The sequence below is a fragment of the Myxococcus faecalis genome, assembly GCF_050039385.1.
GTDB classification, from domain to species: domain Bacteria; phylum Myxococcota; class Myxococcia; order Myxococcales; family Myxococcaceae; genus Myxococcus; species Myxococcus fulvus.
Genome location: NZ_CP144336.1, coordinates 3,674,357 through 3,697,952, shown reverse-complemented (window position 1 = coordinate 3,697,952; position 23,596 = coordinate 3,674,357). Strand labels below are relative to the sequence as shown.

General features: G+C 72.0%; 21 protein-coding genes. 12 read left to right on the top strand and 9 right to left on the bottom strand.

Annotation, left to right across the window (positions count from 1 at the left end; genetic code table 11):
• Positions 1–28: 28 nt before the first annotated feature.
• The 3 genes from VZQ01_RS14560 to VZQ01_RS14550 form a co-directional block, all read right to left on the bottom strand.
• Complete coding sequence (locus VZQ01_RS14560; RefSeq protein WP_426748130.1) at positions 29–1,003, bottom strand: TIGR02996 domain-containing protein; 975 nt, start codon at positions 1,001–1,003, stop codon at positions 29–31.
• On the bottom strand, positions 1,000–2,412 hold the full coding sequence (locus VZQ01_RS14555) for a reverse transcriptase family protein (protein ID WP_426748129.1): 1,413 nt from the start codon (positions 2,410–2,412) through the stop codon (positions 1,000–1,002). Before VZQ01_RS14555 ends, VZQ01_RS14560 begins: the two co-directional genes overlap by 4 nt.
• A gap of 210 nt (positions 2,413–2,622) precedes the next feature.
• Positions 2,623–5,970 (bottom strand): HEAT repeat domain-containing protein, encoded by a 3,348-nt coding sequence (locus tag VZQ01_RS14550; protein WP_426748127.1) that lies wholly within the window; start codon positions 5,968–5,970, stop codon positions 2,623–2,625.
• A 37-nt stretch (positions 5,971–6,007) separates the two neighbouring features.
• Here VZQ01_RS14550 and VZQ01_RS14545 point away from each other — a divergent pair, with 37 nt between their 5' ends.
• Positions 6,008–6,640 carry a hypothetical protein gene (locus tag VZQ01_RS14545; RefSeq protein WP_223783586.1) on the top strand — a complete coding sequence of 211 codons (633 nt, stop codon included), beginning with the start codon at positions 6,008–6,010 and terminating at the stop codon, positions 6,638–6,640.
• 140 nt (positions 6,641–6,780) lie between these two features.
• Here the strand turns inward: VZQ01_RS14545 and VZQ01_RS14540 are convergent, their stop codons facing one another.
• The 4 genes from VZQ01_RS14540 to VZQ01_RS14525 form a co-directional block, all read right to left on the bottom strand.
• Complete coding sequence (locus VZQ01_RS14540; RefSeq protein WP_223745966.1) at positions 6,781–7,401, bottom strand: hypothetical protein; 621 nt, start codon at positions 7,399–7,401, stop codon at positions 6,781–6,783.
• 167 nt (positions 7,402–7,568) lie between these two features.
• Positions 7,569–8,633 (bottom strand): alpha/beta hydrolase-fold protein, encoded by a 1,065-nt coding sequence (locus VZQ01_RS14535; RefSeq protein WP_426748126.1) that lies wholly within the window; start codon positions 8,631–8,633, stop codon positions 7,569–7,571.
• A 75-nt stretch (positions 8,634–8,708) separates the two neighbouring features.
• Positions 8,709–9,617 carry a TIGR01777 family oxidoreductase gene (locus VZQ01_RS14530; protein WP_426748125.1) on the bottom strand — a complete coding sequence of 303 codons (909 nt, stop codon included), beginning with the start codon at positions 9,615–9,617 and terminating at the stop codon, positions 8,709–8,711.
• Entirely contained in the window at positions 9,614–10,189 is a 576-nt protein-coding gene (locus VZQ01_RS14525; protein ID WP_141330957.1) for a peroxiredoxin family protein, read from the bottom strand. Before VZQ01_RS14525 ends, VZQ01_RS14530 begins: the two co-directional genes overlap by 4 nt.
• 112 nt (positions 10,190–10,301) lie before the next feature.
• Here VZQ01_RS14525 and VZQ01_RS14520 point away from each other — a divergent pair, with 112 nt between their 5' ends.
• The 11 genes from VZQ01_RS14520 to VZQ01_RS14470 all read left to right on the top strand — a co-directional run bounded on the left by VZQ01_RS14520 (position 10,302) and on the right by VZQ01_RS14470 (position 20,915).
• Positions 10,302–11,387: a polyprenyl synthetase family protein gene (locus VZQ01_RS14520; protein WP_426748124.1), complete on the top strand. Its 1,086-nt coding sequence runs from the start codon at positions 10,302–10,304 to the stop codon at positions 11,385–11,387.
• Between the two features lie 7 nt (positions 11,388–11,394).
• The gene (locus tag VZQ01_RS14515; RefSeq protein WP_223745969.1) at positions 11,395–12,951 is read left to right on the top strand and encodes a phytoene desaturase family protein; all 1,557 of its coding nucleotides are present in this window, start codon (positions 11,395–11,397) and stop codon (positions 12,949–12,951) included.
• The gene (locus VZQ01_RS14510; RefSeq protein ID WP_141330951.1) at positions 12,948–13,964 is read left to right on the top strand and encodes a phytoene/squalene synthase family protein; all 1,017 of its coding nucleotides are present in this window, start codon (positions 12,948–12,950) and stop codon (positions 13,962–13,964) included. The genes VZQ01_RS14515 and VZQ01_RS14510 overlap by 4 nt, the downstream gene beginning before the upstream one ends.
• A 180-nt stretch (positions 13,965–14,144) precedes the next feature.
• Positions 14,145–15,602, top strand: a complete 1,458-nt coding sequence (locus VZQ01_RS14505; RefSeq protein ID WP_426748122.1) for a phytoene desaturase family protein — start codon at positions 14,145–14,147, stop codon at positions 15,600–15,602.
• The gene (locus VZQ01_RS14500; RefSeq protein ID WP_141330961.1) at positions 15,602–16,525 is read left to right on the top strand and encodes a carotenoid 1,2-hydratase family protein; all 924 of its coding nucleotides are present in this window, start codon (positions 15,602–15,604) and stop codon (positions 16,523–16,525) included. Before VZQ01_RS14505 ends, VZQ01_RS14500 begins: the two co-directional genes overlap by 1 nt.
• 82 nt (positions 16,526–16,607) lie before the next feature.
• Positions 16,608–17,735, top strand: coding sequence for a glycosyltransferase family 2 protein (locus VZQ01_RS14495; RefSeq protein WP_426748121.1), 1,128 nt, complete (start codon positions 16,608–16,610; stop codon positions 17,733–17,735).
• Positions 17,732–18,112 (top strand): lycopene cyclase domain-containing protein, encoded by a 381-nt coding sequence (locus VZQ01_RS14490; RefSeq protein ID WP_223745971.1) that lies wholly within the window; start codon positions 17,732–17,734, stop codon positions 18,110–18,112. Before VZQ01_RS14495 ends, VZQ01_RS14490 begins: the two co-directional genes overlap by 4 nt.
• Entirely contained in the window at positions 18,109–18,465 is a 357-nt protein-coding gene (locus tag VZQ01_RS14485) for a lycopene cyclase domain-containing protein (protein WP_046711043.1), read from the top strand. The genes VZQ01_RS14490 and VZQ01_RS14485 overlap by 4 nt, the downstream gene beginning before the upstream one ends.
• On the top strand, positions 18,462–19,139 hold the full coding sequence (locus VZQ01_RS14480) for a lysophospholipid acyltransferase family protein (protein WP_141330941.1): 678 nt from the start codon (positions 18,462–18,464) through the stop codon (positions 19,137–19,139). The genes VZQ01_RS14485 and VZQ01_RS14480 overlap by 4 nt, the downstream gene beginning before the upstream one ends.
• Entirely contained in the window at positions 19,136–20,002 is an 867-nt protein-coding gene (locus tag VZQ01_RS14475; protein ID WP_223745973.1) for a MerR family transcriptional regulator, read from the top strand. Before VZQ01_RS14480 ends, VZQ01_RS14475 begins: the two co-directional genes overlap by 4 nt.
• A 13-nt stretch (positions 20,003–20,015) precedes the next feature.
• Positions 20,016–20,915 carry a MerR family transcriptional regulator gene (locus VZQ01_RS14470; protein ID WP_223783583.1) on the top strand — a complete coding sequence of 300 codons (900 nt, stop codon included), beginning with the start codon at positions 20,016–20,018 and terminating at the stop codon, positions 20,913–20,915.
• Here VZQ01_RS14470 and VZQ01_RS14465 read toward each other — a convergent pair.
• Both VZQ01_RS14465 and VZQ01_RS14460 read right to left on the bottom strand, forming a co-directional pair.
• Complete coding sequence (locus tag VZQ01_RS14465; protein ID WP_426748120.1) at positions 20,878–21,951, bottom strand: WD40/YVTN/BNR-like repeat-containing protein; 1,074 nt, start codon at positions 21,949–21,951, stop codon at positions 20,878–20,880. The two genes, VZQ01_RS14470 and VZQ01_RS14465, sit on opposite strands and share 38 nt — an antisense overlap.
• A 31-nt stretch (positions 21,952–21,982) precedes the next feature.
• Entirely contained in the window at positions 21,983–23,473 is a 1,491-nt protein-coding gene (locus tag VZQ01_RS14460) for an ADYC domain-containing protein (protein WP_426748119.1), read from the bottom strand.
• Positions 23,474–23,596: the final 123 nt, after the last annotated feature.

Below are 23,596 nucleotides of genomic sequence, written 5' to 3'. Positions count from 1 at the left end.
CCACCGCTCCGGGCGCCGTGCCCGAAGCTCAGAACCGCAGCCCGGGGCCCAGCCGCTTGATGAGCGGAGCCAGTTCGTCCGGGTCCAGGCCGATGTCGAGCAGCTCCAGGCGACGCAGCGACGGCAGGGACTTGGGCGAGCGGAACGCCAGCGCGCCCTCCTCGGTGACCTCGTTGCGCGACAGCTCCAGTCGCTCCAGGCGGGGCAGTCCCTTGCTCTTCGAGAGCGCCACCGCCGCTTCATCGCTCAAATCATTGCGGTTGAGCGCCAGCCACTGGAGCGTCTCCAGGCCCTTGGCGCGGGCGAGCGTCGCCACGCCGTCGTCGGACAGGCCGCTCCCGGACAGGTACAGCCGCTCCCAGGGGACGGTCGCCTTCGCGAGCACCGCGGCGCCCTCGTCCGACAGCGCGCTGCTGGAGAAGCTCACCGAGCGCAGCGTTGGCAGCACCGGCTGCTCCGTGAGCGCGCGCAGGGACGCGTCCGTGGCGCCCGCGAGCACCAGTCCCGACAGTCGCTCCGTGCGAGGCGTGGACACGAGTGCTTGGACCGCGGCGTCGACCCCCGAGCCCTTCAGCCGCAGCCAGCGCACCTGGGAGAACCAGGGCTGCTCGGCAGAGAGCCCCAGACCCACACCGTCCCGGACCGCCACGCACAGTCGCGACACCGGCTCCCGCGCGAACAGCTCGTGCCCGTGCAGGGCCAGCTTGTCCTCGGCGAGGTCCAGCTCCTCGATGAATCCCCGGTGGTAGGTGGGCTCGTGCACGCGCGCGTCGCGCAGGGGCTTGAGCCAGGCCGCGCCATGCTCGTCGAGCAGCGCGCGCTGACGCAGCTGGAGCGACCTGCGTCGGGCCGGGTCCATGCGTCCGGGCAGCGCGAGCTGCACGCGGATGAACTCGGCGCGCGCGGGGTCCAGCGCTTGAAGCGCGTCCGCGCAGGCGAGCCTCGCCGCGTCGTCGTCGGGCGCCCGCACCACCTTCGAGAGCAGCGTGTCGAAGTCGCTCATCGCCCCAGCAGCTCCTTCACCTCGGCCTGCCAGCGTGCGCCCAGCTCCGGGTGCACCATGCGCACGTAGGCGGCATAGCCCTCCAGATACGCCGGGAAGTCCGGACGGCCGCGCGCCTGCGAGTCCACGCCGTGCTTGCGGCAGTTGGCGAGGATGGCCTTGAAGCGGCGGCGCTCCTCGCGCGGAATGGCCACGCGTTGGTTGACGGTGAGCCCCGTCACCCGCTGGCGCCCTGCTTGTCGCATGACACGGCGCTTGGGGGCGTTCTCCGTGAAGCCCTCCTGCTGGAGGATGGCGTTCACCCACCAGAAGAAGCGGCCCAGCTTCTCCGGCGGCTTCGCGAAGGAGAAGGACAGGTCGTCCGCGTAGCGCGTGTACGCGGCGCCGGCCTTCGTCGCCAGCGCGTGCAGGCGCGCGTCCATGCGGCGACAGACGAGGTTGGCGATGGCGGGCGAGGTCGGCGCGCCCTGCGGCAGCACGCCCGGCCACACCACGGTGCCGTCCGGCAGCCGGGGGCGCCAGGTGGTGAGCCCCGCGAGCGTGGAGGCCACCTCGTCGTTGTAACCGTACGCCTCGAAGAGGCCCTTCACGCGCCGGTAGTGCACGGTGGGGAAGAAGTCCTCCAGGTCCACGCGCACCACCACGTTCGCTCCCACGTGGGCGTTCGCGTTCGTCACCGTGGAGCGGCCCGGCACGAAGCCGTGCACGGCGTCATGCGTGGGCAGGTGCGCGAGCAGCCCCTCGAGCAGGGCACGCTGCGCGGACTTGAGCTTCTCGCGGGGCGCGCAGATGCGACGCACGCCACCGGAGCGCTTGGGGGCCTCGAACTCCACGTAGCCGGAGCCAGGGCCGGAGCCGGGGCGCATCAGCGCTTCCAGCTCCGACTCCTCCACGCCCACGAGGCGCGCCACGTCCTGTCGGCTCTCGAGCTTCGGCAGGGTGGGGAGGTCGGGCTTCTGCTTCACCTTGCCGCGCGAGTGGGGATACAGGCCGTAGAACCAGCCGGTGGGATTCCAGCCGCCCAGGGCCATGGGGCGGGGACGTCGCGGCGGCGCGATGCGCGTGTCGGGCAGGGACACGTCCGCGAGGCCCAGCTTGCGCACGGCGGCGCGCGCGGCGGTGGCCACGCGGGTGTCTGCGTCCTTCACGCGGCGACGCAGGTGCCCGGCGGCGATGAGGCGCGGGAAGAGCAGGGGGATGAGGCGCACGGCCTCCAGGCGCTCGCGCGGGTCCTGGCTGTTGAGGCGACGGGAGACGGCCTGGCTCCAGTGGCGGCTGACGTAGAAGCGGGCGACCTCGTACTCGGCGAGACCCTGGTGGCGCTCGAGCAGACCGGTGATGCGGCTGAAGTTCCCCTCGGGGTCCTCCATCAACGGCTTGAGCTCGAGGAGGAGTGAGACCAGGTCCATTCACGTGCTCCGGGACCACCGATGAGACTGCGCGCTCCTGGGGACGCCGCCACCTGCACGGCAGAGGCGGACGAGGTCGGGGAAGCCCGCCAGGCGGACCTCGTACCGCGTCGTCCTTCAATGGGTGTCATGGGCAGCCGCGACGTGACATCGCGGACGGAAGGCTGGCTGCACGCGACCCCAGGAGCGGAGCGAAGCTGACCACATCCTTCACGATGAAGGAAGGTCGTCCAGCTCGGCCGGGCCTTCTTCGTCCATCAGGGCGAGCAGCGCTTCGCGAGGGCCTCCGGGAGCCCGGCGCACCAGGGAATCGAGGAGTCGTCCCTGGGCGCGCACGCGCTCACCATGGGCGCGCATGGCCTCCAGCGCGTCGGGTTCCATGTCCGGGCGGGACAGCACGTCGAGGTTGTGGAGCAGCTCGCGTCGGTTGCGCGGCGCGGTGAGGCTCGCGCTGACGCCCGGCTGGGAGAGGGAGTAGCGGTAGCAGTCCACCGCGGTCGGGAGGGGCGTGTCCTGGGGCCCGCCGGGGACGGGCTTGAGCAGCCGGCCGTAGCAGGTGGTGGTGAAGGTGAGGATACCGGTGCCACGACGTCGGGCCTCGGGGAGGAAGGCGGCCTCTGCGCCCGGGTGCGCGGCGCTGTGGCGGGTCATCACCACGGGCCAGTCGCGTCGGTCGAGGGCGTCTCGCGCGAGGTCTCTCAGGTGCGTGGAGAAGCCGAAGGCGCGCAGCTTGCCCTCCGCGCGGAGCTGCTCCAGCACGGCGTGGTTCTCGTCGGAGAGGCGCTCGGGTGCGCGGACCCAGAAGAGCAGGAAGACATCGAGCCAGGTGGTGCGCAGACGGCGCAGCGCGGACTCCACGTCACGACGGATGGCGGCGGCGCCCGAGTGGTAGGTGCCCGCGATGATGACGGACTGCTCGCGCGTGTTCCGGCCTCCGCGGAGGAACTGCGTCAGCGCGGCGTAGCGGGGCTCCCAGAAGAACGTGTCGATGCCGGCGTCGCGGGCCTCGAAGAAGGGCTCGCGCGTGGTGAGGTGCGCGCCGGAGAGGACGAGGGGAGAGACCGTCAGGCCCGTGCGGCCGAGAGGACGTGCGCTGGCGCGTGGGATGAAAGGGCGGGGCGCGGGGCGCTCCCGGGGTCGCGAGGAGGTGGTGGGACGCTGACGTGCCAGCTCGGGTTCGTCGGCGAAGAGAGGCTCGGGGAAGGTGAGCGCGAGGGCTCGCAGGTGGGGGGCGACGCGAGGGGACTCGGTGGTGCCGCCGAGCGACTCACGGAGTCGGGCGAAGGCGTCGTCATCCGCGCGGCGCAGACGCCACGTCCATGCGGCGATGCGCAGGTCCACGGTGTCGTCGGTGGCGGGCTGGCGGAGGAGCGCGTCGAGGCGGGCATCGAGCGTCTCACAGGACTCCAGGGGCGAGGCCGCCGCCGTGCGGACCATGAGTTCGGTGTCGCGTGACAGGCGCAGGAGCGCGCGCAGCTCCGTGTCTCCGCCCTCGGGCGAGAGGTGCTCCGCGGCGCGGGCACGTATCCACGGGTCCGGAGAGCCGCAGCAGGCGAGGGCCACGACGGTATCGAGAGCGGGGGCTTCAGCGCTCTCATGCGAGAGCCGCTCGGCGTGGCGGGATTGCATCCACGCGCCAGGCGGGCCACTGCGTGTGAGCGCCTTGGGCGCTGAAGTCTCATCGCTCTCAGCGGGGTGAGTGCGCATCGCTGGAGCAGGCGGACCGCTGCGTGTGAGCGCCTCGGGCGCTGAAGTCTCATTTCTCGCAGCGGGGTGAGTGCGCATCGCTGGAGCAGGCGGACCGCTGCGTGTGAGCGCCTCTGGCGCAAGGGCCTCATCGCTCTCGGTGGAGAGCGGCTCCCTGGAGTGGGCTCTCTTCCCTGGCGCACGCGAACCGTTGCGTGCGAACTCTTCGGTTGACTGGGGCGCTGGGGCGTCGTTGTCCTCGGACGAGGGATGGCCCGTGGCGCGGGTGCGCATCCCAGCGCCAGGTGAGTCGCCGCGTGCGAGCATCTCGGTTGCGGGGCCTTCGTCAGCGAACTCGCGTGCGTGTGTGAGCACCCACTCCAGCGCCTGGCGTCGCACGGTGGCGTCCGCGTCGTGGAGACAGACGTGTGCGGCGTCGTCCACGTCCAGCACGGCGGCTCGCAGCCACGGGTCTTCGTGGGCACGGGCTTGCTGTCGCTCCGCGTCGCTGAGTCCACCCAGCGCGGACAATGCGGCCAGGGCCGTCGCGCTCGTCGCGGAGTCCTCGTCCCATGCGAACTGTCGGAGCACGTCGAGGTCCTGCTGATGTGCCGCGGCGGAGGTGACAGCCCTGCGCTCTCTCGCCGTCCGTGCCTTGGGCGCGAAGGCCATCAGCGCCTCGACGAAGTCGTCGAACGCGGCGCGGGCCTTGGGCCGTTGCTCCCACGCCGCGATGACCTCCTCGCGCACCGTCTCGTCCCCGTCGCCGAGTGCATTCAACACGTCGCGACGATGCGTCGGAGCATGCACGAGCGCACCGAGCGCCGCGCGGCGGTACGCGGCGTCCGGATGCGCCATCCAGGCACGGAGCTGGGACACGGAGTCCTGGAGACCGTGCTTCACCGCGATGCGCCCGGCCCACGCCAACGCGCCGGGCCTGGGCTTCGGAAGGGACTCGAGGACCCGCTTCGCGAGCGCGACCTCATCCACGGGTGGCCGGTCGAGCAGCGCCTGCGCCTCATCGCGCGCATGCGGGACACGCGGCTCGTCCAGCCAGCGCATCGCGAGACGGATGGCCTCGACGTCCTTGCGCTCCCGCAGTCGCCGACGCGCGAGTGCACGCAGCGGCTCGTGTGGATCTCCCAGCCACTCCACCAGCTCACGCGCGGAGACGGACTCGGCGGAGCGTGCCTCCAGCCGTGCGGTGGTCACCGCCGGGTCCTCGCTGGAGAGAGGCTCGGCTCCGGGCGCCACCGCGGGAGCCGCGAGCGGCGCTGGGAGCGGGACGCCGTCCCGAGCACCGGTGTTCCACTCGGACTCCAGCCACGCCACCGCCGCGCGCACGGGGCCTTGGGTGTGTCTCGTCGCGGCCTGCCGGACCTCTTGCCGCAGGGCTTCGTCCCCCGCGCCCAGCCACGCCAGGGCCTGCACCGACGCGTGGCGCACGCGCCAGAACGGGTCCTCCAGCGCCGTCAGCAACACCTCCATGGCGTCCGCCCCAGCGACGGAGGCCGAGGCGCGCACCGCGGCCCGCCGCACCCACCACACGGGCTCCTGCCGCACGGCCCGTGTCGCGGACGCGAGCAGGTCCTTCGCCCCCAGCCGCGCGAGCGCGCGCCACGCCCTGTCCCGCACCATCGGCATTGCGTCTCCGAGTGACTCCAGGAGCGCGGGCGCGAAGCGTCCGTCCCGCGCGTCCCCCAGTCGCCGCGCGGCGATGGCGCGCACCTGCGCGTCCTCGTCCGTGAGCAGCGCCTGCCTCAGCGCGTAGCGCCCGTCGAGCCGCGAGCCGTCGACGGTGCCCGCCGCCTCGCGCCGCACCGTGACGTCCTCGTCGAGCAACCGCACGGTGGCCAGGTCCCAGTCGAGCATCGCCCGCGGACTCTATGCGCCCTGGTACACTGCGGACATGCCCGACATGCTGGCCATCATCAGCAAGGCGATTTTCGAGAAGGAGGCCGTCGGTCTGTCTCCCGGCAAGGTGCTGCCCACGGACCGCTATCGCAGTCAGAGCAAGCACCTGGCGCCGCTCGAGAATGGCGGTCGCCTCTTCCTCGTCACCGTGCGGCCCCCGGACGAGGCCCTGTGGCTCGTCGCCGTGCTCGAAGGGCTGTCCCTGGATGACGACGGCTGGGTGGGCCGCAAGAACCGCGTGCCCATCACCGACGTCACCACCGCCATCCCCAAGCTGCGCTTCGAGTCCGGCAAGGGAATCCAGGCCGCGAAGGGCGCGCTGGGCATGTCGCTCCAGACGCCGCGCACGCTCACCGCCGGAGACGTGGAGCTGCTCCTCTCCAGCGCGGGCGCAGGCCCCCTCAATCTCACCGCGCACCAGGAGGGCTCGGCCCTGCCGTGCCTGTGCAAGCAGTGCCTGCCCGCGAGCCAGGAGCACGCGCAGGCCCAGGGCATGCGCTTCGTCCGCGCCCAGGTCGAGACGGGCGGCAGGCTGCTCTATTACTGGCTGCCCGAGGAGCTCACGAAGCAGGCGCGCGCGGTGTCCAACGCGGTTCGCGGCGCGCTCGTCGGACGGCTCGGAGCCTGAGTCGGGCAGGGCACTTCGTCCGAGCCCAGCGCTGATTGTCGAGGAACGGCGTGGTCCGCCGGGGCCTCGCGCGCCGAGCAAGGCGTGCGCTCATCGCCACCGTCGTGGCTCGGAGGGGCGATGACCCCTCGCCCGTGGGACTACGGCTTCGCGTCCGGAGCGGACAGCTCGGAGCCGATCTGCCGCCACTCCTGCGCGTAGGCGCCGCGGGTGAACGAGCGCAGGTCGTCGCTCGTCACCGTGCCCCGCGCCATCGCGGTGTCGAGCGCGCGGACGACGGCGGCCCGGTGCGGCTGCTCGACGTACGGGTTGCCCTCGCGGAACACCTCGCCGAAGAGCGACTCCAGCCGGCCATCCTGCTTCAGCCGCTCGACGATGCGGGCCTGCGAGGCGGGCTCGTCCGCGTGCGCGTGCAGCATCGCGGAGGCCATGCCGCCCTGCGCGTCCGCGTCGGAGAACTCCGAGAGCAGCTCCAGCTCCGCGTCCGCACCGGCGATGGCCGAGGCCTCGGAGGAGGCGGGCGTCAGCGGGCCACCCCCCAGCGCCACCGCCGGCGTGGCGCGAGGCGTCGGACGGCGGTCCGGCTCGAAGTCGCTGCGCCCCTGGAACGGACTCACCGCGCGAGTTGCCTGGGCGTCCTTCTTTCCGGGGTTCTGCTGCGCGCCCTTGTTGGCGGCGGAATCCGCCCGCTCCGTGCTGGAGCGCTCCGGCACGGAGCTCTTCGGCGACGACGAACGGTTTCCACCATCAATGCGCGACATGCGTGCGCTCCAGGAAGACTGCGAGCCGGTGCTGACATGGCTCCGGGAAGTCTCAGGGAAGTTATCGGACGCCCCCGGCGCCAGTTGCGTCCAGCCCGAAGGTGGATCCTCCGTCGACTGTGCGCGAGTCGAATGACCACCGGTAGACAATCCAATTCGTTCAGCAACTACCGGCGTTTGGCGGCGGGGGTGGGAGGGAACAGGCACTCCAGCCCACGCACCAAGTCATCCCGCCAGGCCGTGTAGTTGTGACCTCCGCTGTACTCCCGGTCCTCCACCCGGTGGCCGCTGGCCCTCAGCAGGGGGGTGATGCGCTGGTTTCCCTCCAGCAGCCCCTCGAACCGGCCGCAGCTCATCCACACCTCCAGCGGGCGGCGGGGCACCTGCCGCGCCAGGTCGAAGACGACGAACTCGTGGTTTTCCACCACGAAGGCGCCCGACTGGGACAGCACCCGCCCGAAGGTCTCCGGCGCGCGCAGGCCGATGAAGAGCGACATCAGTCCGCCCAGGGACGAGCCCAGCACCCCATGGGCGCCCGGGTGGTGGCGCTCGTCCACCAGGGACAGGTGCTCGCGGGCCAGGGGCAGCACCTTCCACACCAACAGGCCCACCGTGTACTCGCTGCACGTGTACTCCACGTCGCGCATGGGGCCGCCGTGGGAGACGAGCGCGAGGGCGACGGGGCTCATGCGGCCATCGGCGATGAGCGTGTCCACCAGCTCCGGCAGCCGCACGCGGCGCAGGTACTCCTCGCCGTCGAGCACCACCACCAGCGGCACGGGCCCCTTCGTCGGCGGGGCATACAGGTGCACGGTGCGCTGGCCCGTCAGGCCCGTGTCGGACATGTCCACGCGGTGCCGGGTGACGCGGCCTCGGGGAAGACCTCGGGGCCTGCGCGAGGGGAGGGCGGGCCCGCCGTCGGGCATGTAGAAGGCGTGGTTGCTCTCACCGAAGCCGTTGTCACAGACGCGCGCGTTGAAGTCGTCCCGCACCCGACGGCCCTTCGCGTCGAATAGCGCGTACTCCACATAGGCGTCCCGGGGCAGCGCCAGCGAGCGCGTCCAGAGGCCAGGGCCCGCGCGCTCCAGCGGCAGCGGCTCGCCCTTCCAGTCCTGGAAGTCCCCCTGGACGAAGACGGGCCCGCGCCCGCGCCACACGAAGGTGACGGTGTCGCCGATGATGACGGGTGTCCCTTCCGCTCGCGCTCGCGCTTCCAGCTCCCTGGCATCCATCCCGCGTCGCTCCTAGGCAGTTCCCGCCGCTGTTTCTAGCCCGAGTCACCCACGCGCGCGCCCGGGCTTCGTCGCTCAGCCGAGCAGCTGCTTCAGCGCGCCTTCCAGCTCCGGGAAGCCGAACGCGAAGCCCGCCGCCTGGGCTCGCGCGGGCAACACCCGCTGGCCCTCGAGCACCACCTTGGACATCTCCCCCAGCGCCGCCTTCACCATGAAGGCCGGGACATGCATCACGCTGGGGCGCCCCAGCGCGTGGCCCAGCGCGTGAGCGAAGGCCGTGTTCGTCACCGGCTCCGGCGCGGTGGCATTCACCGGCCCCTCCAGCTCCGGGTGCGCCAGCGCGAACTGGAGGAGCGCTCGCGCGTCGTCCAGGTGAATCCAGCTCACGTACTGCTTGCCGCTGCCCACCGGCCCTCCGGCGCCCAAGCGGAACGGCGGCAGCATCTTGTGCAGCGCGCCGCCGTCCGGATGCAGCACCATGCCCATGCGCACCACCGCCGTGGGAATCCCCGCCTCCTCGCGCGCCCGGAGCGCCTGGGCCTCCCACGCCACGCACACCCGCGCGAGGAAGTCGTCGCCGGGGGCGCTGTCCTCCGTCAGGGCCTGCGCCTCGCGAGCGCCGCCGTAGTAGCCGATGGCCGACGTGGACACGAAGCGCTTCACCGTGCCCGCGGCCTTCATCGCGTCCACCAGCACCCGCGTGCCCTGCACCCGGCTGTCGTGGATGCGCTGCTTCGCGTCCTTCGTCCACCGCTGCGCCACCGGCTCGCCCGCCAGGTGCACCACCGCGTCCACGCCCGCGAGCGCCTCGGGCGCCATCGCCGTCCGCCCGTCGAACACCGCCCCCGTCACCCCCGCGGGCAGCCGCTCCAGCGCCCGGGCCACGTCCCGCGTGAGCACCTGGACCTGATGGCCATGACTCAACAAACCCTGGACAAGTCCCGGGCCCAGGAACCCCGTGGCCCCCGTCACCGCCACCTTCATGGGGTGGCTCCCGGGGCGGCCGGCGCGGCCACCGGCGTCGTCAGGTCCACCCCCACCAGCTTGCTGAGCGACTCGAAGAAGGCCGTCTGCTCCTCCGGCTTCATCTTCCCCGAGTGTCGGTAGACCAACACTCCCTGTGCATCCAGCAGCAGCACGTTGGAGGTCTTCAGCGGCAGCGTCCACGGCGCCTCGCCCATGGCTCCTTTCAGGTCCACCAGGATGGGCACGCCCACCTTCTTCTCCTCGTCCCGGACGTAGGAGAGGGCAATCTGCCGAGCGGGAAAGAAGTCGAACTTCATGAGGTTGGCCACCGCCACCACCGTGGCCGCCCCCAACAGGTTGCGCTCCTTGCCCCGCGCGAAGAGCTCCTCCTTCAGCCCCGCGTTGAGCTTCGTGGAGTCCTTGTCCTCATAGAAGAGAATTACCGGTTTTCCACGCCAGCGAGAGAGACGCACCTCTTCTCCGCTCGAGGTTCGTAACGTCGCGTCCTGCGGACCGTCCGGAAGGTTGGACGCGAGGGCTCCCTGGGAAAGCAGGGCGGCCGCCAGTGTGCCGGTGATCCACGTCTTCATGAGGTGACCCCTGGTGGACAAGGTTGATACAAACCATGGACATAGCCTTGACAAGGCCTGGACGCAAACGTTACCTCTCAGCAGCAGCCGCCTGAATCCGGAGGATCAACCGATGGCCCTTCCCCGTCCCGCTGTACAGCCGATGTCGGGCGAGCTTCCCCTGGAGCAGGCCTGGCTGAAGCTCGTGCAGGCACAGGTGGAGACGTCGTTGGGCGAGCTGTTCGACCTGCCGGACGAGGCCCGCCTGGACGCGCGCTGGACGTGGGCCATGGCGCAGGCGCGCACGTACGCCCTCAGGCCGGCCAAGCGGGTGCGGCCGGCGCTGGTGATGGCGGGGCACTGTCTGGCGAAGGGCACGCCGGTGGTGCCGGGCGAGCTGTGGCGCTTCGCGGCGGGGCTGGAGCTGCTGCACACCTTCCTGCTCATCCATGATGACGTGGCGGACCGGGCGCACCTGCGGCGGGGCGGCGCGGCGCTGCACCACCTCCTGGCGCCGGGGCGCGGCGGCGAGGACCTGGCGGTGGTGGTGGGCGACCACCTCTTCGCGCGCTCGCTGGAGGCCATGCTGGAGTCGGGCCTGCCGGGCGTGGCGAGGGTGGTGCGCTACTACCTGTCGGTGTGCCGTCACACGGCGGCGGGCCAGTACCTGGACCTGGCGCTGGGCGGCGCGCCGCTGTCGCAGGTGTCGCTGTTCCAGACGCTGCGCGTGGCCTACCTCAAGACGGCGCGCTACGGCTTCTGCGCGCCGCTCGTCTGCGGCGCCATGCTGGGCGGCGCCAGCCCCGAGCTGGTGGCGGGGCTCGAGCGCGTGGGCCGTCAGGTGGGCCTGGCCTACCAGCTGAAGGACGACCTCATCGGGCTCTTCGGTGACTCGAGCGTCGCGGGCAAGGCGGCGGACGGCGACTTCATGCAGGGCAAGCGCACCTTCCCGGTGCTGGCGGCCTACGTGCGCGCCCCGCCGAGGGCCCGCGAGGAGTTGGAGCTGCTCTGGTCGCTGCCCGAGTCGCTCAAGGACGCGCGCGCCCTGTCGAGTGCCCGGACGCTGGTGGAGGAATACGGCGGCCGTGAGGCGTGCGAGCGGTTGGTGACGCGCGGCTCCCACGCGGCCCGGCGCGCCTTGCACTCGCTGCCCAACCCCAACGGGGCCCGGGACCTGTTGGACGCGCTCATCGCGCGGCTGGCCCATCGCATCGCCTGAGGACCTCATGAGCTCGCGAATCCAGGGCAGACGCGTGGTGGTGGTGGGCGCCGGAGTCGGAGGTCTGGCCGCGGCGGCGCGGCTGGCGCACCAGGGCTTCGACGTGCGCGTCGTCGAGAAGACGGTGGGGCCGGGAGGTCGCTGCAACCGGCTGCGGGTGGAGGGGTTCACCTGGGACATCGGTCCCACCATCGTGCTGATGCCGGAGGTGTTCGAGGAGACCTTCCGCGCGCTCGGCCGCCGAATCGAGGACTACCTGACGCTGCTCAAGTGCGAGCCCAACTACCGGGTGCACTTCCGCGACGGCTCGGACGTCACCTTCACCTCCGAGCTGTGCGCCATGGGGCGCGAGCTGGAGCGGGTGGAGCCGGGCAGCTACGCGCGCTACCTCGCCTTCCTCGCCCAGGGGCGTGTCCAGTACCGCACGAGCCTGGACCACCTGGTGGGCCGCAACTACGAGGGCATCACCGACTACCTGTCCCCGCGCGTGCTCGCCCGCATCCTCCAGGTGCGCGCGCATCGGCGCATGTACCCGGACGTCAGCCGCTACTTCAAGGACGACCGGCTGCGCGCGGCGATGACCTTCCAGACCATGTACCTGGGCGTGTCTCCCTTCGAGTCGCCCGCGGTGTATGGACTGCTGCCCTTCACCGAGCTGGGCGTGGGCATCTGGTTCCCCAAGGGGGGCCTGTATGCGATTCCGCAGGCGCTGGAGAAGCTGGCGCTCGAGGAGGGCGTGCGCTTCCACTACGGCACCCCCGTGGAGCGCATCCTCACGGAGGGCGGCCGCACCACCGGCGTGAGGCTGGAGGGTGGCGAGGTGCTGGAGGCGGACGCGGTGCTGTGCAACGCGGACCTGCCCTACGCGTACGAGAAGCTGCTGGACCCGGAGGCCACCACGCTCAAGCGCCGCGAGTCGCTGCGCTACACGTCCAGTGGCTACATGCTCTACCTGGGGATGCGCCGGAAGTACCCGGAGCTGGGGCACCACAACGTGGTCTTCGGCCACGACTACAAGGGCTCGTTCGACGACATCTTCCAGCGCTTCCGCGTGCCGGACGACCCGAGCTTCTACGTCAACGCGCCCACGCGCACGGATTCGTCGCTCGCGCCCGAGGGCAAGGACTCGCTCTATGTCCTGGTGCCCGTGCCGCACCAGCACCCGTCGCTCGACTGGAAGGTGGAGGGCCCCAAGGTGCGCGCCAAGGTGTTCGCGCGCCTGGCCGAGCTGGGCCATCCGGACCTGGAGTCGGACATCGAGGTGGAGCGTGTCTTCACTCCCGACGACTGGGCGGGCACGTTCAACCTGGCCAAGGGCAGCGCGTTCGGACTGGCGCAGAACTTCCTGCAGATTGGTCCGTTCCGGCCGTCCAACCAGGACGCGCGGGTGAAGAACCTCTTCTTCGTCGGTGCGTCCACGCAGCCGGGCACGGGGCTGCCCACGGTGCTCATCTCCGCGCGGCTCGTCACCGAGCGGCTGATGTCGTGGGCTCGTGACCGCGGGGTGAAGTTGTCCCCGCGCGCGGACCCGGCGAAGTCGGTGGCGGCGGAGGTGGCGGCATGAGCACGACCGACGAGAAGGCGCTGGTGCGTCGGGGATACTGGCTGGCCCGGCGGGTGACGCGGCATCACGCCAAGAGCTTCTTCTTCGCCTCGTATCTGTTGTTCGGTCAGCGCCGGAAGGCGGCGTTCGCGCTGTATGCGTTCTGCCGGCGGCTGGATGACCTGGTGGATGAGGCGGGGCCCGACGGCGAGGAGCTCGCGGTGCGGTTGGACCGGGCCCGACGCATGGTGGCGGAGCTGTACGTGCCCATGCCGGAGCTGGCCTCGCGCGAGCTGGGGCCCCCGAATGACCGGGTGGCGGGTGTGGCGGCGCGCTCGCCGTGGGACGCGGGGGAGTTCGCGGCGCTGGCGCACACGGTGCGGCTCTACCGGATTCCGGAGCAGCCGTTCCAGGACCTCATCTCCGGCATGGAGATGGACCTGACGAAGAACCGCTACGAGACGTGGGAGGAGCTGGACCTCTACTGCTACCGCGTGGCGGGCGTGGTGGGGTTGATGTTGACGCCGGTGCTCGGGTGCTCGGACGTGTCGGCGCTGCAGCCGGCGGCGGACCTGGGCCGGGGCATGCAGCTCACCAACATCCTGCGCGACGTGCGCGAGGACCTGGAGCGCGGCCGCGTGTACCTGCCCGCGCGGGAGCTGGCGCACTTCGGGCTGTCCGAGGAGGACCTGCACCGCGGGAAGGTGGACGCGAGGTGGCGGGACTTCATGCGCTTCCAGGTGGCGCGGGCCCGCGTGTACTACGCGCGCGCGGCGCAGGGGGTGCCCTCGCTCACCGGGTTCGGCAGTCAGCGCATGGTGCGGCTGATGGGCGCCATCTATGGCGACATCCTCCGGGAGATTGAGGTGCGCGACTACGACGTGTTCAGCTCGCGCGCCTTCGTGCCGACGGGCCGCAAGCTGTCACTGGCCGCCGCGACGTTCCTGCGTCCCATGAGTGTGCTGCCCGCGCCCCTCGGCGAGGCGCGCGTGCCGTTGCTGCCGAGCGAGGCGGGGGGCCGACACCATGGCTGATGCGTGTGTTCGGAGGCGGGGGTGCCCCGGCTTCCACGCGAAGCGGGGCGATGATGCCCTGGGGGACGTACGTGCTCGCGGACGTTTGGAGCCGCGGCGAGGGGGGCATGGCCTGCGCGCGATGCAGGGTGGTGACGCCGCGGAGACCGCGCGCGTTCGCGAGTGCCCGGAGGCTCGGTCATGAGGGCCTCCCGGGTCGCCGTCATCGGCGGAGGCATCGGCGGGCTCACCGCCGCGGGGCTCCTGGCGAAGGAGGGCCACGCGGTGACGCTGTTCGAGGGCAGCGCGTCACTGGGCGGCAAGGCGCAGGCGGTCACCGTGGACGGCGTGACGCTGGACACCGGGCCCACGCTGTTGACGCTGCCGGACCTGGTGCGTGGCACCTTCGAGCAGCTGGGCGCGATGGACCTGCTGCCCCAGCTCACGGAGCTGGAGCCCCAGTGCTCCTATCGCTTCTCGGATGGGTGCTCGTTCACCGCGTACAAGGACGTGGAGCGCACCGCGGACAGCGCGGGGGACGTGAAGCCCTCGGAGCGTCGAGGCATCCGCGGCTTCTACGCGGAGGCCGCCGCCATCTGGGCCGCCGCGGGTGAGCCCTACCTGGAGGCGCCCTTCGAGGGCATGGCCGGCTTCATGGGCCGCGTGGCGAAGCGGGGCATCGGCGCGGTGCTCGCGGGCATGCAGCTGTCGTCGCTGCACGCCCTGGCGGTGAAGCACCTGCGCACCGAGCACCTGCAACAGTACGTGGGGCGCTTCGCCACCTACGCGGGCGCGTCGCCGTACGAGGCGAGCGCGGCCTTCGCGCTGATTCCTCACATCGAGCACGCCTACGGTGTCCACCATGCGCGCGGCGGCGTGGGCGCGCTCGTGGACGCGCTGGGACGCGCGGTGCGCAGGCTGGGCGTCACGGTGCACCTGCGGACGCGGGCCCGCTTCGAGCGCACGCACGAGGGCTACCGCGTGGGCCCGGAGAAGGACGGCGCGCTGTTCGACGGCGTGGTGGTGAACGCGGACCCGCTGGAGTCGCTGCGGCGCGAGGGCGAGGCGCTGGCGCTCTCCGGCTTCGTGCTGCTGCTGGACGTGGAGGGACGACTCCCGCTGCCGCACCACGCGGTGCTCTTCGGCAGCGACTACCCGCGCGAGTTCAGGGAGCTGTTCAGCGGGCAGCTCGCGTCGGACCCGACGGTGTACTTCTGCAACCCGTCCGCGACGGACCCCACGATGGCCCCCGTGGGCCGCACGGGCCTGTTCGTCATGGTGAACGCGCCGCCGCTGTCAGGAGGCCCCGGGGCGCTGGAGGCCAGCGCGCGCGAGTGGGAGCAGCACGGCGAGCGGGTGAAGGCGCAGATGTTCGAGAAGCTGTTCGCGCACCACCCGGAGCTCCGGGGGCGGGTGCGAGTCATCGGCCAGCGCTCGCCGGTGGACCTGGCGGCGCAGGGCGCTCCAGGGGGCTCCATCTACGGCTTCCTGCCCCACGGCAAGCTGGGGCCCTTCCGGCGTCCTCGCATCCGGGGCAACACGCCGGGCCTGTTCTTCGCGGGCGGCGGCACACACCCGGGCGGTGGGGTGCCCCTGGTGATGCTGTCCGGCCGCTTCGCCGCGGAGATGGCCTCCGCGCATCTGCGGAGGGGCGGATGATGAACACCTTGCGAGACATTCCGGCGCTGCCCGGCGAGGCGGGGGCCTATCGCTGGTTCTACGCGGACGTGACGGCGGGTCCGTTCAGCGCGGTGTGCATCTTCATGCTGGGCTCGCTCTTCTCGCCCCGGTACTCGGTGGCGGCGCGTCGAGGCGGACGACCCATGGAGTACAGCGCGGTGAACTTCGCGCTGTACCACGAGGGCGTGCGTCGTCTGTGGGTGCTCAGCGAGTATCCGCACGCGCAGATGGAGTCGCCGGGGCGGCTGCGCATCGGCCGCTCGACGCTGACGTACGGCGAGGACGGCGCGGTGCGGATGGAGGTGGACGACTGGACGGCGCCGTGGGGACGGCCCGTCAGCGCGCGCCTCACGTTGGAGCCGCTGACGCCCATGGGCGAGGTGGTGCGGTTGATGCCCGAGCTGCCGCACTACTGGCAGGCCCTGGCGCCGCGCGCCAAGGCGAAGCTGGAGGTGTCCTCGCTCGGCGTGACGGCGGAGGGGCTGGGGTACCACGACACGAATCACGGTGAGGAGTTGCTGGGCGCGCGGCTCGCCGGCTGGCACTGGGCGCGCACGCACCGCGAGGACACGACGGTGGTGGACTACCACCTGCCGGATGGCGTGGCCCCGCTGCGGATGACGGCCTGTTCCAGCGGTGTGCGCTGCGAGCGTGGCGAGGAGCCTCAAGCCCGGCCCACGGTCATCACCGGCTGGGGCCTTCGCGTGCCCTCGCGCCTGGAGTCGGGCAACACGGTGGTGGGGCAGGCGCGGCTGTTGGAGTCCTCGCCCTTCTACGCGCGGCTGGAGGCTCGCAAGGGCGCGCTGGACTGCATGGGCGAGGTGGCGGACTTCCGCCGGTTCCACTCGCCCTTCATCCGGTGGATGGCCCACTTCCGCACGCGCCTGGGGAGGGCGGCATGAGTGTGCCGATGGGGTGGATGAGGCTCGCCTCGGCCTTCAGCGCGATGACGCCCACGCGCCACGCGTGCTCCGGGAGGGCGGCATGAGTGTGCCGGTGCTCCTGGTCCTGGGGTGGACGGTGCTCGCCACGGGCTTCAGCGCGGTGACGCTCGTGCGGCTCCTGCGCATGCGGACAGGTCGCGCGGCGCGAGCCCCCTCGACGGCCCGCGTGCTCCTGCTTCGTCCCGTCGACGCGCCGACTCCGCGCGAGCTGGAGAATCTCGCGCTCCCCATCGACTTCGCGGGTGAGCTGGAGCAGGTGGTCGTCTCGCCCTACCGTCCGCGCCTCGGCCCGGACGTGCGCTGGCTGCCGAGCGACCCGCTCACCCCGAACCGCAAGGTGGGCCACCTCCTCTACGCGCTCTCGGTCCTCCCCATCGAGGGGCGCGTGGTGCTCGCCGTGGACGCGGATGTCGCGGTGACGGGCGAGCTGGTGGAGGGACTGGTGGCTCCGCTGCTCGCCGGCGCCGCGCTGAGCACCGCCGCCCCCACGCCCGTGGACGCGCGCGACGGCGCGGGCCGCGCGATGGCGGGCCTGCTGCGCTACACGCACCACAGCTTCCTCGCGCTGCACGCGATGAGCGCCGGCGCCCCGGCCGTGTGCGGCAAGGCCCTGGGCCTGTCCGCCGAGGCCCGGGCCTCGCTCGAGTCCCTGGCCGACCACATCGGCGAGGACCTGGAGTTGTCCAAGCGCCTGCACGCGCGCGGGCTCGACGTGGCGCTGAGCGCCGCTCCCGCCGTGGTGCCGCTGGGCGAGGTGGGCTCGTGGGACATCCCCCTGTCCCGCTTCACGCGATGGATGCGCGTGCTCGCGAGCCACCGGCCCGGCCTGTACCCCACCGTGCCGCTGCTCTTCACGCCCACCGTGCCGCTGGTGCTGTGCGCGGCGTTGCTGGGCTCGCCCGCGTTGTCCGCCGCCGTGGCGCTGCTGGTCGCCGTGCGCGCGGCGCTGGCACACCGGCTCGGGGTGCTCGGAGCGCCCCAGGGGCCCGTCCCAGGACGCGGCCGCGCCTGGACGGACTGGCTGCTGGGAGAAGTCTTGCTCCTGGCGGCCTTCGCCGTTTCACTGGGCCGGCAGGGGACGGTGACGTGGCGCGGACGGACGTACACCCTCTTGCGCGGTGGCCGCATGGTCCGCGTGTCGCCAGAGCTGACGGGAGGACCCGGATGACCTACGCACGTTTCCTCGGGCTGTTCGTCGTACTGCCCATCCTCATCCAACTCTGGCGCTACCGGCGGACCTTCTCCGCCAGGTCGCTGGCGCCCATGGGGATGCTCCTCATCGTCGTCTACGCGGCCACGTCCCCGTGGGACAACCTGGCCGTGAAGTGGGGCCTGTGGGGCTTCGACGCCGAGCGCATCTGGGGCATCAAGCTGGGCTACCTGCCCCTGGAGGAGTACCTCTTCTTCGGCCTCCAGACGCTGCTGGTGGGCCTGTGGGCCCGCGCCCGCCTGGCCCGCGCGCTGGAGGCTCCGTCCGCCGAGACGAAGGCCCCCGCCGCGGCGCCGTCCGAGCGCGCGCTGTCCCCGAGCGAGGTGTCGCCATGATGGAGTCTCGCTGGGCCTACCTCATCCACCTGCTCGCGTGGACGCTGCCCCTCATCGCGTTCCAGCTGGTGGTGCTCGTGCGCCACTACAAGGAGCGCTCGGGCGCGGTGCTGCGCGCGGTGCTGCCGCCGGCCTTCATCCTGGGCCTGTACCTGGCGGTGGCCGACCACCTGGCCATCTCCACCGGCATCTGGAACTTCGGCGAGGGCAAGCACCTGGGCATCTACCTGGGCCTCGTCCCGCTGGAAGAGGTGCTCTTCTTCGTCATCACCAGCGTCCTGGTGTCGCTGGGGCTGGCCCTGTTCACGGGGCTGGCGGAGCTCGTCTGGAAGAAGGAGGCGCGCTCGCCGTGATTCCCGCGGCCAAGGGAGGCCCCTTCGGGTGGGCGCTCGACCGGTACATCGGGTGGAAGTTCCGCTCGGCGTTCCGGGGGCTGTGGGTGCGCGGCGAGCTGCCGGCGTCCGGGCCGGGGCGGCTGGTGTACCTGAACCACACCAACTGGTGGGACGGCTTCATGCTGCACCAGCTGTCGCGCGTGGCGGGGTGGGACGCGTACTGCCTCATGGACGAGGAGAACCTGCGGCGCTACCGCTTCCTCGCGCGCATCGGCGCCTTCAGCATCCGCCGCAAGGACGCGATGTCCTCCATCGAGTCGCTGCGCTACGCCAAGGAGCTGCTGCGCCGCCCGCGCGCGGCGCTGTATGTCTTTCCCGAAGGCGAGCACCGTCCCTTCGGCGAGCTGCCCCTGCGGCTGGAGCGCGGCGTGGAGATGCTGGCCCGGGTGGCGAAGGTGGAGTGCGTGCCCATCGGCGTGCGCTACGCCTTCTTCGAGCACGAGCTGCCGGACGTGTTGTTGGAGGTGGGCACGCCGCATCCACCCGGACCGCTGTCCGTCTTCCAGACAGGCCTGGAGACGGTGGTGAAGCGGCTCATGACGACGACGAGCCTGGAGGGCTTCACGCGCAAGGTGTCCGGCGCGCGGGGCGTGGCCGAGCGGTGGGACGCGGCCCGGGGAGTCCAAGCATGATGTTGCGCATCCGCACCATCTCCCGCCTGACGGGCGTCCGCGAGGCGACGCTGCGCGCGTGGGAGCGCCGCTACGGCTTCCCCCGGCCGCTTCGCAGCGAGGGCAACAACTACCGCGTGTACTCGCGCGAGGAGGTGGAGGCCGTCCGCCGCGTCGTCCGCCTCATCCAGCTGGACGGTCTGGCGGTGAGCGAGGCCATCGCCCAGGTGGTGTCCTCGCCGCTCAAGACGATGCCCGGCGCGGAGCGGCTGCAGGAGCGCTTCTGGAGCGCCGCGATGCTGCTGGACGAGGACGAGCTGTCGCGCGTGCTGGACGAGGCCCAGCGCTCCATGGACGTGGACACGTACTGCGACGGCTTCCTCATGCCGCTGTTGCGCGAGATGGCCACGCGGGTGGACGTGGCGCGAGAGCACCTGGCCTCGGGCTACCTCCGCCAGCGGCTGCGCCAGGTGCTCTCCAGCCTGGAGACCACGGCCGGCGGGCCCCGGGTGCTGCTGGCGTGTCCCCGGGGGGACTCGCACGAGGGGGGGCTGTTGGGCCTGGCCGTGCAGCTCAAGCGCAAGGGCTGGCGCACCACGTTCCTGGGCGCGGACACCCCCGCCGAGGCCCTGCGCGTGGCGTGCGAGCAGGTGCGGCCGGACCTGGTGGCGCTGTCCTTCGTCCACGGGCGGTCGCCGGAGGAGTTCCTCACGGTGCTGTCCGAGGCGCTGCAGGCCTGCGCCCTCTCGTCGGTCGTGGTAGGAGGGCCCGGCGCGCGCGAGCACCTGAAGACCGTCTTCACGCTCGGGGCGCAGTTCGCCGAGTCGTCGCAGGAGTTGATAGCCCTCTGGAACCAGGTGCGGACCGCGCAGAATCGCCCCTGAACCGTCCGCCCCCATGGCCGAGCGCACCTACCGAATCCACGTCGCGGCCGAGCTGTCCGGGGTTCGGGTGGAGCTCATCCGCGCCTGGGAGCGGCGCTACGGCGTGCTCCAGCCGCTGCGCACGCCCGCCGGCTACCGCGTCTACACGGAGCGGGACGTGGCGCTGCTCAAGCGCCTGAAGAAGCTCACCGACGAGGGCGTGGCCATCAGCGAGGCGGCGAAGATGCTGCCGCAACTGCTCGCCGAGCTGGACGCGGCGAGCGTGGCCTCCGGGGAGGACCCGCTGACCTCGGGCTCGGGGCTGGACTTCTGGCGTGACGCGGCCCTGCTGGCGGCCGAGGCGTATGACCAGGGCGGCGTGTCCGCGGTGGTGGACGAGGTGCTGTCCGCGCTGCCCCCCCTCAAGGCCTTCGAGGGCGTGCTGGCCCCCCTCCAGCGCGAGGTGGGCGAGCGCTGGCACCGGGGCACGCTGACGGTGGCGCAGGAGCACCTGGTGACGCAGGTGGTGCGCGCGCGGCTGGTGAGCCTGCTGCATGCGGCGCCGCAGGGGGGGCGCAAGCACGCGCTGCTCGCGTGCCTCCCGGAGGAGGAGCACGAGTTGGGCCTGCTCGCCGTGGCCCTGCGCCTGCGCCACGCGGGCCACCGGGTGACGCTGCTGGGCCAGCGCGTGCCCGCCGTGGACCTGGGCCGCGCGGTGACGCGGCTGCGTCCGGACGTGGTGGGGCTGTCGGCGGTGAACAACCCCGGCGAGGCCGTGTTCGAGGCCACGCTCACCCAGGTCCTGCGCGAGCTGCCCCCGGGCATCCCCGTCTGGGTGGGCGGCGCCGCGGCGGTGGCCCACGCGGACCTGGTGGACCGGCTGGGCGCCCGGCTGTTCAGCGCCGAGGGCGACTGGGCGCGGCTGGTGGGTTAGCCCGGGACGGCCGCGCGCGTTGGAGCGTGGCGATGAGGCCCGCCTCCCCCACGGCCCAGACGCGGTTGCCCGAGCGCGAGGTGGAGACGGCGTGGAAGCCGGTGGTGCCCAGGGGCATCCACGTGCGCGCGCCGTCCACGGACAGCTCCGAGCCGGACGGGCCCACGGTGACGAGCGTGGGGCCCGGCGCGCCGTGCACCTGCGCGACGCACGAGCGATAGCCCGCGGGCCGTGTTCCCGGGGGCACCGTCCACGTCCTGCCTCCGTCCTTCGTGAGGGCCAGGTTGCCGGTGGCGTCCGTGGGGCGCTGGTGGTTGCCGCCCACGGCGATGCCCTCGTGCTCGCTCCAGAAGAGCAGCGAGAAGATGCCGCCGCCGTCGCCCGTGGCCAGGGGCGTGGTCGCCACGCTCCAGGTCTTGCCGCCGTCGGTGGTGCGCACCACGCGGGCCGCCTTGCCGCCCAGGCCGAACCACGCCTGCCGGGGGGCTCGCACGGTGATGCTGGTGCCGCTGGCCGCGAAGCCCGCCTCGCCCGGCAGCGCGGGAGGGAGGGCCTCGGCGGGAAGGGGTGTCCAGGTGGCGCCGCCGTCGGAGGTGGCGATGACGAGGAAGCGGCCCTGGACCGGGTCGCTGAAGGCCACGCCGTGGCGCTCGTCCCAGAAGGCCATGCCGTCGAAGAAGGCGCCGGGCGTGGTGTTGGTGAACTGCAGCCGCCACGTCTCGCCGCCGTCCTCCGTCTTGTAGATGCGGGACTTGTCGCCCTCGCCGATGGAGAGCAGGTACGCGGTGGTGGCGCTGAAGGCGTCCACGTCCCGGAAGTCCAGCGCCTCCGCGCCCGGCACCTTGCCCGGCCTCCACGTCTGGCCTCCATCCGTGGTGCGCACGAAGGTGCCCTGGTCTCCGCTGGCCCAGGCCACGCGGGCGTCGACGGCGCTGACGCCGCGCAGCCTCACGGAGGTGAGGCTCGGCTGGGTCTCCCACCGCATGCCCGCGCTCCCCACCGACAGCATCGCGGCCAGAAAGATGGCTCCCGTCATCATCTCCTCCTCGTGGGGACGGGAGGCTAGCTCACGGCTGGGGCGGGGCCAGCGATTCGTTGGATTGGGAGTTGTTGAAGACGACGCTCTGGTAGCGCTGGGCCGCCTCCTGCGCGTTGTCGCAGATGGGCGAGCACTTGTACGCGCCCGTGACGTTGTTGGGGTCGCGGCAGTCGTTGATGACGTTGCCCTCGGAGTCCTCGATGGGGGGCTGCAGCTCCACGCACCCGGCCTGCAGGTGCTTCCAGCGCCAGTGGCTCAGGCACGCGGGGCCGCTCGTGTCCCACCCCGCCTCGAACCTCATGTCGGAGCTGCCGCCCGCCTCTGGCGCGGTGATGATGTTGGGCGTCAGGGCGTCCCATGGCTGGATGGGGGTGCCGTCCTGGGTGAAGGGCGTGCCGTTGCCGCAGTAGTCCGCGCGGGCCATGCGGGTGCAGGCCCAGTGGGCCTTCGTCACCGCGCCCGGCGAGGCGCCGTCGAGCCAGGGCTTGTAGCCCCAGCGGTAGCACTTGGCGAGCACGCCCGGGTCGCAGCCGAGGGTGAAGCTGTTGGGGGTCTCCTGGCGCGCGCCGCTCGCGTTGAAGTAGCCCTCCAGGGGCACGGCCCAGGCCCAGCCCACGGCGGGATTCGCGCCCGTCGTGCACAGGTCGACGGTGGTTCCGGACGGGGGCGTCACCTGCACGCGGTAGAGGAAGGTGGCGCCGGTGGCGTCCCAGATGCCGGGGGACTCGGGGATGGTGACCTGGTTGGCGTTGACGGCGTCCACGACTTCAATCGTGGAGTTGTAGTGCGCCGTCGAGAGGCTGCGCAGCTGCGTGCCGATGAGCTGCTTGCCGCGCAGCTCCTTGTGCTCCGCGGGGAAGCGGCCGCCGCTGGCCCTCGGCGAGGCGCTCCAGGGCTGCCCCGGGAGGTAGGGCCCCGCGAGCACGGTGAAGATGCCGCTCTTGGGACAGGTGAAGCGCACCGAGGGACATTCGAGGGGACAGCTGGGGTCGGGCTTCACGATGCCCTCGGACGAGCCGAGGTAGCCCTGGCGCGCGTGCTCACAGGGCTTCTCCCCCGCGCAGACGCGCAGGACGGGGCGACCGGTGCAGCTCCCGGTGGTGCCCGCGCACTCGCCGCTGTCGAGCGTGACGACGGTGTCCGGAGTGCACACGCCCTGGCCCTTCACGGTGAAGCCGCAGGTGCGCGCCGCTCCCGACTCGGCGCGCAGGAAGCAGGGGCTGAGGCTGGCGGTGGTGCCCGAGACGGCGAGCGGCATCTTCGCCGCGAGCTCTCCGCGGAAGACTCGCAGCAGCGCGGGGCGGCGGACGTTCTCGAAGAGGACGGTGGCGGGGTCGTAGAAGAACGAGCCGATGCTCGTGCCGTGGAGCTGGGTCCCCTGGGAGTGGGAGTCGTCGCCGTCGGCGCGGAAGTCCTGGGCGGCGAGCTGGGGGGAGGCTTCCTGGGGGGACAGGGGCTCGCAGGCGGCGAGCAGACACAGACACAGCGCGGATGACAGCAATCGCGAGACGGCGCTCATGCGAGGGACCTCGGGTTCGTTCAATCCATCCAGACGCGGCGCGGTGGAGCATCCGGCATGCCATGGACGGGGCAGGGGACACACGGTGCGTCACGGGGTCGGGGTGGCAAGGGCTGCCGGCAA